Annotated in this window: 12 protein-coding genes; 3 read left to right on the top strand and 9 right to left on the bottom strand. The window is 44.1% G+C overall.

The window, feature by feature from the left end; all coding sequences use genetic code 11:
* Nucleotides 1-25 precede the first annotated feature (25 nt).
* Nucleotides 26-1,660: an RluA family pseudouridine synthase gene (locus MIC7126_RS0116130; protein ID WP_017654197.1), complete on the top strand. Its 1,635-nt coding sequence runs from the start codon at nucleotides 26-28 to the stop codon at nucleotides 1,658-1,660.
* Nucleotides 1,661-1,695: 35 nt separating this feature from the next.
* Here the strand turns inward: MIC7126_RS0116130 and MIC7126_RS0116135 are convergent, their stop codons facing one another.
* From MIC7126_RS0116135 to MIC7126_RS0116160, 6 genes are all read right to left on the bottom strand, one after another.
* Nucleotides 1,696-1,923, bottom strand: a complete 228-nt coding sequence (locus MIC7126_RS0116135; protein ID WP_017654198.1) for an indolepyruvate ferredoxin oxidoreductase subunit alpha — start codon at nucleotides 1,921-1,923, stop codon at nucleotides 1,696-1,698.
* Nucleotides 1,924-2,213: 290 nt separating this feature from the next.
* Nucleotides 2,214-3,419, bottom strand: a complete 1,206-nt coding sequence (locus MIC7126_RS0116140; RefSeq protein ID WP_017654199.1) for an ATP phosphoribosyltransferase regulatory subunit — start codon at nucleotides 3,417-3,419, stop codon at nucleotides 2,214-2,216.
* A gap of 303 nt (nucleotides 3,420-3,722) precedes the next feature.
* Nucleotides 3,723-4,655 carry a J domain-containing protein gene (locus MIC7126_RS0116145; protein WP_017654200.1) on the bottom strand — a complete coding sequence of 311 codons (933 nt, stop codon included), beginning with the start codon at nucleotides 4,653-4,655 and terminating at the stop codon, nucleotides 3,723-3,725.
* 293 nt (nucleotides 4,656-4,948) lie between these two features.
* On the bottom strand, nucleotides 4,949-5,761 hold the full coding sequence (locus tag MIC7126_RS0116150) for an inositol monophosphatase family protein (RefSeq protein WP_026100308.1): 813 nt from the start codon (nucleotides 5,759-5,761) through the stop codon (nucleotides 4,949-4,951).
* A gap of 35 nt (nucleotides 5,762-5,796) precedes the next feature.
* Complete coding sequence (locus MIC7126_RS0116155; protein WP_017654202.1) at nucleotides 5,797-6,432, bottom strand: HAD-IB family phosphatase; 636 nt, start codon at nucleotides 6,430-6,432, stop codon at nucleotides 5,797-5,799.
* A 4-nt stretch (nucleotides 6,433-6,436) separates the two neighbouring features.
* Nucleotides 6,437-6,682 (bottom strand): DUF7219 family protein, encoded by a 246-nt coding sequence (locus tag MIC7126_RS0116160; protein WP_017654203.1) that lies wholly within the window; start codon nucleotides 6,680-6,682, stop codon nucleotides 6,437-6,439.
* A gap of 944 nt (nucleotides 6,683-7,626) precedes the next feature.
* Here MIC7126_RS0116160 and tmk point away from each other — a divergent pair.
* Together tmk and MIC7126_RS0116170 are read left to right on the top strand one after the other, a co-directional pair.
* Nucleotides 7,627-8,268: a dTMP kinase gene (tmk, locus tag MIC7126_RS0116165; RefSeq protein WP_017654204.1), complete on the top strand. Its 642-nt coding sequence runs from the start codon at nucleotides 7,627-7,629 to the stop codon at nucleotides 8,266-8,268.
* A gap of 135 nt (nucleotides 8,269-8,403) precedes the next feature.
* Nucleotides 8,404-9,351 (top strand): DNA polymerase III subunit delta', encoded by a 948-nt coding sequence (locus MIC7126_RS0116170; RefSeq protein WP_017654205.1) that lies wholly within the window; start codon nucleotides 8,404-8,406, stop codon nucleotides 9,349-9,351.
* A 25-nt stretch (nucleotides 9,352-9,376) separates the two neighbouring features.
* Here the strand turns inward: MIC7126_RS0116170 and MIC7126_RS0116175 are convergent, their stop codons facing one another.
* The 3 genes from MIC7126_RS0116175 to MIC7126_RS0116190 all read right to left on the bottom strand — a co-directional run bounded on the left by MIC7126_RS0116175 (nucleotide 9,377) and on the right by MIC7126_RS0116190 (nucleotide 14,419).
* Entirely contained in the window at nucleotides 9,377-11,497 is a 2,121-nt protein-coding gene (locus MIC7126_RS0116175; RefSeq protein ID WP_017654206.1) for a serine/threonine-protein kinase, read from the bottom strand.
* A gap of 47 nt (nucleotides 11,498-11,544) precedes the next feature.
* Entirely contained in the window at nucleotides 11,545-13,239 is a 1,695-nt protein-coding gene (locus MIC7126_RS0116180; protein WP_017654207.1) for a serine/threonine-protein kinase, read from the bottom strand.
* Between the two features lie 736 nt (nucleotides 13,240-13,975).
* Nucleotides 13,976-14,419 carry a hypothetical protein gene (locus tag MIC7126_RS0116190; RefSeq protein ID WP_017654209.1) on the bottom strand — a complete coding sequence of 148 codons (444 nt, stop codon included), beginning with the start codon at nucleotides 14,417-14,419 and terminating at the stop codon, nucleotides 13,976-13,978.
* Nucleotides 14,420-14,473 lie beyond the last annotated feature (54 nt).

The following is a 14,473-nucleotide window of genomic DNA, read 5'->3' on the forward strand; positions in this document are numbered from 1 at the left end:
TACAATTGGTCATACCAAGATTAATATGGCAATTCTCTATCCCCTTGCCGATTTTCTCCCTCACCACCCCAATTTCCCAGATTCACCCCCCAGCTACAACTATCAAGGGCGTTGTTCCCAAACTGCTGAATTACTGAGATTACCTCGCACTCCCCTAGTGGAAGCGATCGCATGTGGTTTGATGCTACAACTGAGTGAAAATCCCCTCCACGGCTATGAAGGTAAGATGTATGGGGTGCTTCTTGTGCAGTTAGCAAATGGTGAGCAACGAGTCCTCAAAGCCTTCTCTGGTCTTTTGCATGGTGACAGTGTTGTTGAGGGCTGGGTATCGCCGATTCCGGGAAGAGAGGAGGTAGCTGTCGCCGAAGCACAAATACTAGCTCAACTTACAGCTATTAAACAGCAACTAATTGAGTTACAGCACTTACCACAAAGACAAGAATATACAACTTTATCTCACGAGTTTGAGCAAAAGCTGCAAGGAATTAACCAGCACCATCGAGACTGCAAACATCAACGCCAGGAACAACGTCAGCTACTGTACGCAACCCTCAATGGTGAAGCCCTACGCATTGCGTTAGACCAACTTGATGCAACCAGCCGTCTGCAAAAAATTGAGCGCCGCCAATTTAAACGCCAACGTGATTTAATGTTACAACCCCTCCAAGAGTTAATCACCATCACAGATGAGCGGACACGGGAACTCAAACAGCAGCGTCAAGCATTATCTCGTCAATTGCAAGCTCAGATGCACGCTACCTATTCCCTAATGAATTTTTTAGGAAAATCCGCATCCTTGCTGCAATTGCTCCCCGCAGGCTCTATCCCCACTGGTACAGGAGACTGTTGCGCCCCCAAGTTACTGCATTACGCCGCTACGCATGATCTCAAACCGTTAGCGATGGCTGAGTTTTGGTGGGGCCCAGCTTCAGCTAATCAAGAGAAAATACAAGGGGAATTTTACCCAGCTTGTGTAGAGCGCTGTCAGCCGTTGATGGGGTTTTTGCTTTCAGGTTTAAATAAAAATCTAGAGACGGAGATTCTTTATGCAGATGAATGGTTGATTGCTGTGAATAAACCTGCGGGGTTACTTTCCGTACCCGGTCGTTATAGCGATCGCCAGGATAGTGTACTCAGTCGGTTACGCTGTTCATTACCTGACGGTAAAAATCTCGCCACTGTCCATCGTTTAGATCAAGAAACTTCCGGTATTTTACTGCTAGCGCGCGATCGCCAGACCCACCGTCACCTCAGTCAGCAGTTTCAACAACGGTTAATTCACAAAGTCTACGACGCTATCCTCTTTGGCATCGTCACTCTTGACCAAGGTAAAATTGAACTGCCACTGTGGGGAAATCCGCAAAATCGCCCCTATCAACAAGTCCATTGGCAACACGGTAAACCCAGCTTAACGCACTTCCGAGTCATAGCCAGATGGGAAAATTACACCCGCGTTGAGTTTATACCATTCACCGGACGCACCCATCAACTCAGAGTCCACGCCGCCGATCCGCAAGGACTAGGAAAAACTATTTTAGGCGATCGCCTTTATGGATGCTCTGCAGTCACCAGCAGACTACATCTCCACGCTAGAGAACTGCACTTTGAGCATCCACAATCTCGACAAACTATCTGTTTACAAGTAAAGACGCCATTTTAATTTACGGTATCAAGAGTTGTTCTCTCGGTCTACCATTAATCTTTGATTTTTTGCAAATCTGGTCGTTCTTCCGGTACGATCGCTCCTTCTACTGGGCAAACTTGAATACATATACCACAGTCGATGCAAGTAGCAAAATCAATCCAGTACCAATCGGTTCCTTTAACGTTTTTCCCTGGCCCATCATGAATGCAGGCGACTGGACAAGCGTCTACGCAGTCTGCTACACCTTCACAAACATCGGTAACAATTGTGTGCGGCATGTTCTATATCCCCTCTGTGTTTAATCGACTCTTTCTAGCCTAGCAGGGGACGTGGGGTGGTGAGGCTGTTACGGATGAAGCAGGGGATTCAAGGGATGCAAGAAAAGTGAGCATATCAATAATTTCGTGAAATGGTATCACCCTTCACCCTTCATACTTCATCTTTAAACCTCTTGCAAAAGTACCTTTTCTACTCTCTGTTCCCTGTTCCTCCGCAGTCGCTCATGGGGGAAACCCCCAAGACCGCGCTGCTCTCTGTTCCCTGTTCCCGACTTCTGCAAGAAGTCTGTTCACCGCAAAACCTCAACAGTCGCTGAACCATCAGGCTGAATCCAGGCTATTTGAGCAATAGTGCGATCGCTTGCATATTGATGAATGGCTACAGCATCTCGTCCCCCTAAATCGATTTCCACTCGTTCGCCGTTATCTCGCAATTTTTGCGCGTAGGCGAAGGCGGCGATATCGGCGCTTGGTGTTGCTGCTACAATCAACCAATCACTCGCTGGTGGTTTTTGCGGTAATTGCTGAGTGGACAGAATGACTTGGTATAAATCTTCAATATTGAGTGCAAAACCAATACCCGGAATATTTTCCCCTTGGGGATGATACAGTCCCAAAAGCTGGTCATAACGACCACCCCGCCCTAAAATTTTGGCTTGTCCGGCGGTATCACTGACCACCTCAAACACAATTCCTGTGTAGTAGTCTATGGTTTGAATCAAGCTGAGGTCGAGAATTAGGGGTATGTTTCCTCTAGATTCCAACAACTGTACCAAAGATGCGAGGTTGTTCACCGCCTCTTGTTGTTCTGAATTGAGAGGCAAACTATTGACTTTTTGCAAAACATCAGCACTATTACCACGCAGATCTAACATCAACCGGGCGCGATCGCGTAATTCTTCATCTAGAGGTAAGGTATCTATAGTAACGCGGTCAAGATTAGCGATCGCCGTGCGAACTTTGTTGCGGATATTCTCTGGAAAAACATCGAAAAGCGATCGCGTGATCCCAGCTTCGCCTAAAATTAAATGCCATTGTTGCAGTGCAAGTGCTGATAAACAGTCTGCCACCAATAGCAGCACTTCCGCATTTGCTAGCAACCCACCCGCACCTAATAACTCCACCCCAGTTTGATAAAACTCATGCTGGCGATTGTGGCGATTTTCTCGAATTCGCCGAAAAACATTGCCATTGTAGTACAGCCGTTGGGGATAAGTGACACCCGCCATCCGCGTGACGACAGTACGAGCAATAGAAGCTGTCAATTCCGGACGCAATCCCAACTCTTCATCCTCGGCATTTTGCAGTTGAATCACTGTTTGACGCCCAATTGCACCCCCCGCCATCAAAGTATCCATGCGTTCCAGAGTGGAGGTGATAATCCTGTCATATCCCCAACGGTGAAACACCTGCTGTAACCTATCTTCAATCCAGCGTTTTTGAGCAACATCTAAAGGTAAAAGATCCCTGGCTCCCGCTGCTGGTTGATACACCATTCCATCCTCCGTAATGTCAGTCCCAGTTTTTACCTACAATTAGTTAGGCAGGCTTAAAAAAGCAGAGAAATAAATTGAGACTGAAATCAAAATTAAAAAAACGAGTCTCAGCAATGGAACTAATTGTATCTCGGCAGCGGACGATCATTATCAGCAGATTGAGTTCGGGAAATAGCGATCGCTTTAAATCTCTAGTTTGATTAGATACATGTCGTCAAGATATTTTCGACCTTCCTGCTAGATTTTTCTTGTAAAGACGTTGCAGTGCAACGTCTTTACAGCATCTAAGTGGATCTTGATTCACTATTTTTTTTTCCCACCAAACAAACCACCAAATAAACCCCCAGACTTATCTGGTTGTTTACCAGCCCCATTGACAGATGGCGCCACTTGAGAATTACCAGATTGTTGTCCCAAAGCCTTGTCTATCTTAGGTTTCCAATCCAACGCAGCTTGGTCATGGGGATCTAATTTCAGCGCATTGTCAAAATGAATCTTGGCCATTTTCAGCTGATTTTGTTTCAAATACACCAAAGCTATCAGGCTATGACAGCGGCTATTCTTAGGCTCTAGTTTGAGAGCATCTTGTAACTCTACCTTAGCCTGGGTAAATTGGTTTTTTGCAATTAAAGTTTGAGCGCGACGCAGATACTGTTCAGCGATAGAATCTTCGTTGGCTGGCGCTTTATTTGGGGTAGGTGTAGGCGGAGTGGCTGTATTGGTTTTGACGGGAGTGGGTGGGGGTGATGTTAATGATTTACCAGCACTCCGCATCAGGTAAATTAAATTCAACTCGCTAACTTGGGCGATGACTTGCGGTACTTGCTGCAATGAGTCATATTGAGTAGCAGCAATTTTAGCGATCGCTGCTCGATAAAGATGATCCATATGCGGTGAACTCGCCAGTTGTCTAGCTAAATCTGTATTCACCTCCCCTGATCCCGATTCCTGTACAAGGCGCTTGCCCATCTGTGCTAAAACAATCATATATTCTGAGCGCGATCGCTCTGAAGTCAGTTTTTCATAAGCTGGGTTAACTAACTTTGATAACAATTCACCCGCTAGTTGTTTCTGCGCTGCACTTGCACCATTATTACTATCTGGATGCAAACGGCGAGCAATAGCTAGGTAGCGTTTACGGATATCTTTCACATCCGCATCCACCGGCACGCACAAAACTGCATGATGATCTATGAAATCATATTTAAAAAGTCCGCTATCTATTCTTAAAGACATAAATGTGTATGCACCGAAGTAGCTGAGAGATTCTTTCTAGTTTACTTCGATACATCGGGTATTGGGGAAGCCCCATTCCATACGTGTCAACTTAGCGTAAAACCCTTGTCAAAACTCGATTTTGGATTCACTCACTTACCATGACAATCCGCGTTACCCCACCCCGGCTTTGCTGGCGCAAAACCTCCCCTCCCCTTGGTAAGGGGAGGGGATTAAGGGGTGGGGTAAAACGCCTGGGGGACAAAGGTTTTAGCTTAAGTTGACACCAATGGCCCCATTCCCCATACCCTAATTCACTTCCACGTTGAGAGTGGCGGGACTTGTATCAATTCTCGACTCAGGTTGTCATGAATGTAACCATTAGTAGCGAGTAGTCTCCCGGACTCAATTTTGACTGGTGTACCATCATAGGCGCTGACTTTCCCCCCGGCTTCTTGTAACAAAATTATCCCGGCGGTAATATCCCAAGGCGAAAGTCCCCGTTCCCAATAGCCATCAACTCGCCCACAGGCTACATATGCTAAGTCCATTGCTGCTGAACCGCTGCGCCTCACACCTTGGGTAAGATGGGTGAGGTGGCTAAATTCTGCATAGTTGTTGTCTGGTGTTTCGCGGCGATCGTAAGCAAACCCCGTCACTAGTAAGCTTTTATTTAGCTCAGAGACGTCAGAAACTTTGATCGGTCGGCGGTTCCGTGTTGCTCCCAAGTTAGTAGCCGCACGGAATAGCTCCTCACGAGAAGGGTCATAAATTACACCAACTTCCGGCACACCGTGAATTAACAGCCCAATAGAAACAGCAAAACTTGGGTATTGATGGGCATAATTAGTTGTACCATCCAAGGGATCGATCGCCCAAAGATACTCATTTTCTTGATTTCCTATCTTCCCCGATTCCTCAGCCAAGATCGAATGTTGGGGAAAGTGGCGATGCAAAATTTCTAAAATCACCGCTTCTGAAGCTTTATCAGCAGCGGTAACTAAATCACCGGGCCGCCCTTTTTCGATAACTGCGTCTTCTAACTTACCCAAATAACTCTGCAATACGCCACCAGCGGCTAAAGCTGCTTCTGTGGCGATGTCTAAAAAGATTTGTAGATTTGTCATTTGTATTTTTTCCTTCATCTTTCCATCTCCCCAAATTAAGCTTGCTTCCATAGTTGCACTAGATAGTCACGCACATCTGAGAAGTTATTCCAGGGGATGTAGGTTTTGTGTTGTTCATCTAAATATTTTGTGAGGGGAGGGCGCGCAAAGACAATAGAAGCTTGAAGTGCCATATTTAAGTCGGTGATGGAGTCGCCGATTGCTATTTTCTGCTCTGCTGGGTACTTAGCCATTACCTGCGCTTTAGCAACCAGCTCTGACCCTCCTTGATATTCAGAGCGTACTTTTATATAAGGTTCACTGGTATCTACATCTACAGCATGGATGGCATGAATTCGGTTGACTAATGTGTCTAGAACCACTTCTACCATCCCTCGCAGTCCACCAGAAACGACTACCAAAGGTACTCCCTGAAACTCCAGAAAATCAAGGAGCTGGACAAAATCTTGGCGAATCGGCTGGAGTTGGGTAAATTCTAAAATTTCGGGATAACGCAAGGATGGTATTGATCCCAGCATTTTCGGGACTCCCTCTCGCAGGGATACCCTTTGGGCATAGATTTCTGGTAGTAGTTGGGCAGAAATTTGTGGCGCGAACTTTTTGAGCACGGCTACAAAGGTTTCCTCAACTGTGATCGTGCCGTCAAAGTCGCAAAAAACAACTCGTTTCACAGTTTTATTTAATCTCTAATTCTTTTTTGGCCCGTTTTAACTGTTTCCAGAGCAGATGTATTTCTTGATAAGCTTCTTCTGGGGATATTTTCCCACCAGTTTGCAGGTTACAAATGTAGCTGACTTTTTGAGAGAATTCTTGGAGATTGGCATTAAAAACTAAATGCTCTGGCTTAAACTGACCGTGGTACGCACTTCTAGGATATAGAAAATCACACAGTTCTGAAAGAAAATTAGGTTCCTGCTTCATAAAAATTGACAACTATAGAGTTAATAGAAAAAAATCTGTTGCTCAACTTTAGTTAAAGAAATAAGTATTTTTACAGTGGTAGTATATTTGATATTCAGATTAACTGACGAAAATTTTTCATAAAATAGCAGATAAGTTGGCAAATAACAATCTACTGGAGAAAGACGATAAGAGTAGCTTGGCGTAAGCGTCCTAGCATCCAAGATTTGAATAATATAGCAAACAGTGGGGAAAACAGTAAATAGGACGATACGCTAGTTAGTAATTCGTAATTAGGAAAGACTTGTTTAATGCGGGTTTTCAGAAATAGTAACGCTAAATTTTTTGGGTGTTTGGTATCCATTGATAAATCATAGCTGCTAACTGGCAATTCTTGCTCCAAGAGAGGAGATAGATAGGATATATATCCTATAACTATGTAAACGTATAAACTTAATTAATTAGCTTATGCTCATTCTCTGTCCTCTTACCACAGGAATAAATGCACGGTTGTTTTCTCTAATACTGTTGTATGACGATCTGATAAATATATAGATTAGTCTAAACTCATACGTTCATATCTAGTACAAGAAAGCTGAAGTATAAAGTATGAATTATGAAAGTAAGAGGCACATACTATATACTTTTTACAGTTTTACAATAGTAGCCTTACTTACGCTGTGCTGTACTAGTGTAATTAAGTTGAATGAATGCTTGATTTTGTGTGCTAGTCTGGTAACTAATTTTGTCAACCAAAGCATTTTATCTGTATAAATTCACTGAGGTTAAGATTATTTTAATTCTCATCAAGTTTTGTTTGATTTCCACCTGTGGTGTGGGAGTATGTTTTTTTATTGACTCCAGAAGCTTCAAGAATAAACCATGGTAGATAGATATCGGTGATGTGCTGGTGTTTATTTAACTGGCAGTCTGCCATCAGTCAGTAGCAGTAAAATTAGAAGAATATGAATGGGAAATTAATTATTTTTGAAGGAGTCGAAGGCTGCGGTAAAACCAGTCAAATGCAACTAACTCAAGAATGGTTGCAAAGTTTGGGGATCATTGCAGTTGTTACTCGTGAACCAGGGGGGACGGAACTAGGGCGACATCTGCGTCACTTATTGTTAGCGAAAGCAGACAATCAATCAATTACTCAGTTGACAGAATTATTGTTGTATGCTGCTGATAGAGCGCAACATGTGGAACAGGAACTCAAACCCAACTTAGCCGCAGGAAAATATATTTTGTGCGATCGCTATACTGACTCTACCATTGCCTACCAAGGTTATGGTCGGGGTTTAGATATGAGTTTAATTCATCAACTCAACCAGATTGCGACTGGTGGTTTGCAAAGCGACTTAACTATTTGGTTAGATATCGATGTGGAGGTGGGACTAGCCCGCAAACGAGGAGATTTTGACAGTTTAGACCGGATTGAGCAAGAAGCGATCGCTTTTCATCGTCGAGTCCAGCAAGGATACGCAGAGTTAGCCACATCTTATCCAGAAGGGATTGTCAGGATAGATGGTAACGCAACTATTACCGCTGTACACCAAGCGATACGGGAAGTTTTGGGTGTACACTTGCGGTCATGGGGCATTAGATAACATATAAGTACCCAAACAGAATTAATTACACATATCGTTTTTTCGTTCCCTATTCCCTGTTCCCTATTCCCTATCCCCTATCCCCTATCCCCTATCCCCTATCCCCTATCCCCTATCCCCTCTGTTCACCAAATCATGTTCAACTTCTTTGCACCCCTGGTAGGACAACCACAAGCCGTAGAGTTACTCACACAAGCTGTGACGCAGAAACGGCTAGCACCTGCGTATCTATTTGTCGGACCGGATGGTGTGGGAAGAAGTTTAGCCGCTCGCTGTTTTATTGAATTGCTGTTTTCGCAAACCCGACAACATTCGCTACACAGCCGTTTGTCCCAAGGCAACCATCCTGATTTATTATGGGTGCAGCCGACATATCAACATCAAGGACAACGACTGACAGCCGCAGAGGTTAAAGAAAAGGGACTCAAGCGCACCTCAGGAGCGATAATTAGGCTAGAGCAAATTCGCCAAGTTACTGAATTTCTCAGCCGTCCACCAATGGAAGCATCCAGGAATGTGGTAGTCTTAGAAGCAGCCCAGACAATGGCGGAACCTGCAGCTAATGCTTTATTAAAAACTTTAGAAGAACCAGGACAAGCGACACTCATTTTAATTGCACCGTCTTTGGAATCGATTTTACCAACTTTAGTGTCCCGTACTCATCGGATTCCTTTTTATCGTTTAGATGAACCGTCTTTAACTCAGGTACTCACGCAAACTGGACATCGAGAAATTCTCCAGCATCCAGTAGTGTTGAGTATAGCAGCAGGTAGTCCAGGAAGTGCGATCGCCTGTTATGAGCAACTCATAGCCATCCCTGAACAGTTATTATCAGATGTGACTAAACCGCCCTCATCCCACCGTCAAGCTTTGGAATTAGCGAAGAGAATTGCTCAAGAATTGGATAATGAACAGCAATTATGGCTAGTCGATTATCTCCAGCATACCTATTGGCAAAAATGGCATCAATCAGGTGCAATACAGCAGCTAGAACAAGCCCGTAAAGCTTTACTTTGTTATGCTCAACCACGGCTTGTTTGGGAATGCACATTGTTGGGACAATTGGCAATAGGTAATAGATAAAGATTTACCCCAGGCGCCAATGACTTCAAGTTCCTGGCGTAGTTTCTGGCGTGGGTGTGGGTGTTTCTGTGGGGGTGGGTGTGGGTGTGGGCGTTTCTGTGGGGGTTGGTGTGGATGTTTCTGTGGGTGTGGGTGTGGGTGTTTCTGTGGGGGTGGGATTTTCAGCTGTGATGCTGAGTTGATAATCTAGTGGCTGTGATGCTGTGGAGACAACAACAAACTCATAAAAACCGCTTTCTGGTAGCTTTGCTGAAAGCGTTCGCTGTCTGGAGTCTTCTAAAAATTGCACTCTACCGGAGGGGGAGTAAATCGACAGCAAAATTCTGGGGTTGGCTTTCAGGTTTACTGCTAGAGATTGTTCTTGGCTGAGTTCGGCAATGAAAACTTTACCATTGGCGCGGTTGAGAGTACCACTAACTGTTTTGCTGGTGGCGCCTTGGTCAAAAACGATTTTTTGAAAAGCGCTACCTGCTAAGAGTGCGCTAAGTTTGTCGCTAACGAAGCCGTACCAAACTTGTCCGACTGGTTGCTCAAGAAAATTTTTACCTCGTTGTTCCGGGAAAGCACTGAAGAAAGCCGCATCACCTAAGTCGTACAAAGAACGGCTACCAACGTTGATTTGGTTAACTTCTACCTTCCAACGATCGCGTTCAGCTGTTGTATAAGTACCCAATTGCTGGCGAGCTTTGGCACTCATGGTAGAAAGTTTATCTAATAATTGTCCTGCTAATTGATCCCATTCGGCGCGCAAATTTTCATCTTCTGCGCCATCACTAAGGGCGCGTCCTTGCAAATTGGGGTTTTTTTCCCAAAAAATTTCATTGACTAAGTTAACGAAAAAGTTGGCATCAATACCTAGTTGTTGACGGCGATCGCTTAATCTTTGTTTACGCTGGCGTTCTGCTGGTGAGTATTGGGCGGAGTTAGTGGGGCTAGCGGTAGGTGTGGGGTCGATAACGCCGGAATTGTCCGCACCAGAACGGGATTGTATCCAGCTATTGGTTCCCCACCAACTCAACCCCGCAAGACCCGTCAACATCAATACTGTGAGGATAATTTTTGTTGGTGTCCAGGTGTTGGGTTGGGGAGCAGGTGAGGAGACGGAGGGATAGGAAGGTGGGGAGACAGCGACTGTACCGGATGTGGGGATGGGTGCGGGGATTGGGGGTTGAGTGGGGGAGTAGGTGAGTGGGGATGGGGCTAGGGCTTCTATAACTTGACGGGCTGATTGATAGCGATCGCCTGGGCGAGGTGATAACATTCTATTCAGTATTTGCCCTAAAATTGGACTCGTGCTCACTTCCTGTTGCCATTTCCAAGTTAGGGTATGAGTATCAATTAATTCTTGGGGTTGTTTCCCTGTCAGTAAAACTAACACTGTCACAGCTAAAGCATATAAATCGCTGTGGGGAGAGACTGACCCGGTTTGCATCTGTTCTGGAGGAGCGAATCCCACTTTTCCTAACAAAGTTGGGACTGGGGAAGATGTAGCCGCGCCGGATTCATAATATTGAGAAGCTACCGCCGCGACTACTTGTTTAACACCACCAAAATCAATTAATACAGGTAGTTGATCTGCAGTTCGCAGCATTAAGTTATCGGGAGAAATATCCCGGTGAATTACCCCCATTGAGTGAACATACTCTAATACAGGTAAAATTTGCTGCATTAATTGGCGGATTTCTGCTTCTGTAAATTTCCCACCATGCTGATTACGGCTATTAAATAAAGAACTATAGGTTTGTCCTTCTACATAATCTTGGACTAAAAATAGGTATTCTTTAGCACTTAAATTGATGCGAAAAATTTCTCGGAAGCGGGGAATTTGGGGATGTTGTAGTTTGTAAAGAACGCTGGCTTCTCGCTGAAAAAGTTCCTCTGCTTTTTGCAAAACATAAGCAGTTTGTACTTGGGGAGAAAATTCTTTCAATACGCAAAGTTCCCGGAAGCGGTTGAGGTCTTCAGCTAAATAAGTGCGTCCAAACCCTCCTTGACCAAGTTGACGCACAATTACATAGCGATCGCCCAAAGTTTGCCCTGACTGGATAGTATTATTTATAGACATATTCAATAATTTTTCCCCACAAGTGAGGCAAAAACGGCTATCTTGCGGATTTTTGTGTCCTTGAGAACAATAAATTGTCATTTGTGATTGACCGAGAGTCAAAAGTTTCTTCCCTGTTACCCATTTCCCTAATTGCTTGATTGTACTTTACTGACTTGATCAGCGGCGATCGCATACCAAATTTGCCCGTAGGTCTGCTGATTTAGTTTCCCACGCTGTTGACCAGGAAACAAGCGATCAAATTTTGCGTAGGTGTCTTTATTTAACTGATTAATAGTATAATTACCAAGCTGCCTATTCTGTGCTTGTTGTCTCCAGATGTCATAATTTCTTTGACTATAGTTTCCTAGTTGACGACGTGTTGGTGTACTGAGGTTAGCTTGTTCTATTTTTTTCAATAAATCTTCCGCCACTGCGTACCATTCATCTCGGAGGGCTGCGTCTTCTGGTTTAGCAGTGAGGCTGCGACCTTGTAATTCTGGTTTTTTTGTATAAAATATACTATCCGCCATCCTGATAAAAAATCCTTCGGGGATTTCTAACTGTTGACGGCGATTGAAAATTTGTGCAATCCGAGTTGTATTTTTGTCGCTGGTGGGTTTAGCTGCGGGTTCTCCTCCCTCTGGGAACTTTGGTAGGGAAATTGTCGGTAAAGAGATAGAGGTGATTCCTCGCCATGCGGCGTTGACGAGTGTGAAAGTGCCAGCGACACTGATGACAACTACACTTGTTCCCACTAGACTAACAGCAAATGGACGCAGCCAAACTGGCATGGGGATTTTTTGCACGGCTATTTGCGTCTTACTGTGAAATTTACTGGCGATCGCTTGGGTACGTTTGACGCCAGGAGCTGCTACCATAGTCTTGATTCTGGTAACATAAGGGTTGGCTGGTTTGAATGAATTTGCCGAAGGTAAACTTTTGAGAACTTGAGCTGCATTTTGGTAGCGATCGCTCGGTTTATAAGCCAACATCTTTTTGAGTACAGTTTCCAGTTGGGGAGTGACTTTGATTTCTTTTCCCCAAAGCCACAGTCCCTGATAGCTATCATAAAGGTGTTGCGGTTCTTTACCTGTGAGCAATACCAAGGATGTGACTGCTAAGGAATATAAATCGCTACTATAAAAAGCCTTTCCTTGGCGTAGTTGCTCTTCAGGTGCGTAGCCTTTTTTCCCCAACAAAGTGTGATTCACGCCCAATTTAGTTAACCATAAACCTTGAGAAGCGGGTAATTGTTTCACGCCACCAAAATCAATCAGCACAGGTAAATTATCACTGCGACGCAAAATCAAATTATCGGGGGAAATATCGCGGTGCACTACATCTTGGGAATGCAGGTAAGATAAAACTGGCAGAATATTTTGCAGCAGGGTAATTACTTCTGCTTCACTAAAAGCCTGTCTTTGGCTTTGGCGCTGTGCTAATAATTGGTAATAGTTATCTCCTTCTATATAGTCTTGAACTAGAAAGAATAAATCTTTACCGTTGAGTTTTTCTGAAAATGAAGAATGGAAACGAGGAATTTGCGGGTGCTGGAGTTTTTTTAACACATTCGCTTCCCGCTCAAACAATTCTTTAGCTTTTTGCAAATCTTGCTTTTCTTCTACTTGGGGCGCAAATTCTTTGAGTACGCACTGTTGTTGAGATTGGTTTTCATCTGCGGCTAAATATGTTCTACCAAAGCCGCCTTGTCCTAATTGTCTGATAATTCGGTAGCGTTTATTGATAATTTGTCCTACAGGTAACGGTAATGGTTCACCACAGTGGGTGCAAAAACGGCTATTACCATTATTTAAGTGTTGTTGACTGCAATAAACCTGCATGGCACTGTGATGATAAATGAGGATTTTTGTAAGTTGCTACAGCACAGATGGCATTATTTACGGAAACTTTCATAATTGGGGGGGACTCGGATTCTATGCAGCTTCATAAAAAATTGGTATAAGTCTAATTTAAGCTTTGAAAACAGTCCCTAGTCTTAGTTTCTTGATTTCGGGTGGTCGTTTCTTGATTTCGGGTGGTCGTTTCTTGAATTCGGGTGGTCGTTTCTTGATTCCGGGTGGTCGTTTCTTGATTCCGGGTGGTCGTTTCTTGAATTCGGGTGGTCGTTTCTTGATTTCGGGTAGTTGTTCCTTGAATTCGGGTGGTTGTTCCTTGATTTCGCGTTAAGTAAATGGGTACAATTAAACTCAACGATAGGACTTATATTTGATTTTTGAACAAACTCCGTACCATTCAAACAGCCTTCTTCCCTATTGCCTATTACCTGTCTCCACGAGTGATAATACCAATTTGAAAAAAGAATGCGACACATCAACAAGACCCCTCCCCAAGGCATCGCTACAGTGTATACACAAGTATTGTAGAGTTGCGCCATAGCCTTTGGATCCCCCCAACCCCTCTTAAAAATGCAGGGGTCAGTAATGACTGGAGTTTTTAAACGCGGCGAAAAGTTGCGTGCGAGGGTTCCCCTCGTTGAGCAACTGGCGTTGTGGGGAAGGTCTCCTTCCACAAAACTTTTCCAGACAGAGGTACACTGAGGTAAGTTAGGTATAGATTTTATGAGTTACTGGGGTTTTCTTTTTGATGACCATTCTTGTCTCTTTTAATACTTTCTTCTAAGGCTTGGATTTGTTCGCGTCGGGCTTCTAGTTCTATGGTACGACGAGCTAGGTCTTGGTTTTGCAAGGTGAGGGATTGTCGCCAGTGTTCTGCGCGTTCTGCTTCTTGTTGTAAAAAGTCGGGAGTGATACCATTGGCAAGGTAGGTTTGCACTAGGTATAGTACCCAGTTGGTGGCGTCTTCGAGTCTTTCTATATCACCTGTGGGGGAAAGTTCGACTAGGAGGAGTAGTTTCTCGCTCATGGTGTTACCTTTTCCCAATAATATGAAGGCTTCTTCTGGGATCATGATCCAGAGGTTTTCTGCTTCTTGTCGCGCTAGTAAGCGTAGTTGATGCTGGTCTAAAAATTCGTTTTTATGCACCTGAGCTAGATATAACATGAATGATGCTTCCCTCCAATTGGAAGTTTAAAATCCCAAACATAATTTTTAATT

This window comes from Fortiea contorta PCC 7126 (genome assembly GCF_000332295.1).
Classification (GTDB): Bacteria; Cyanobacteriota; Cyanobacteriia; order Cyanobacteriales; family Nostocaceae; genus Fortiea; species Fortiea contorta.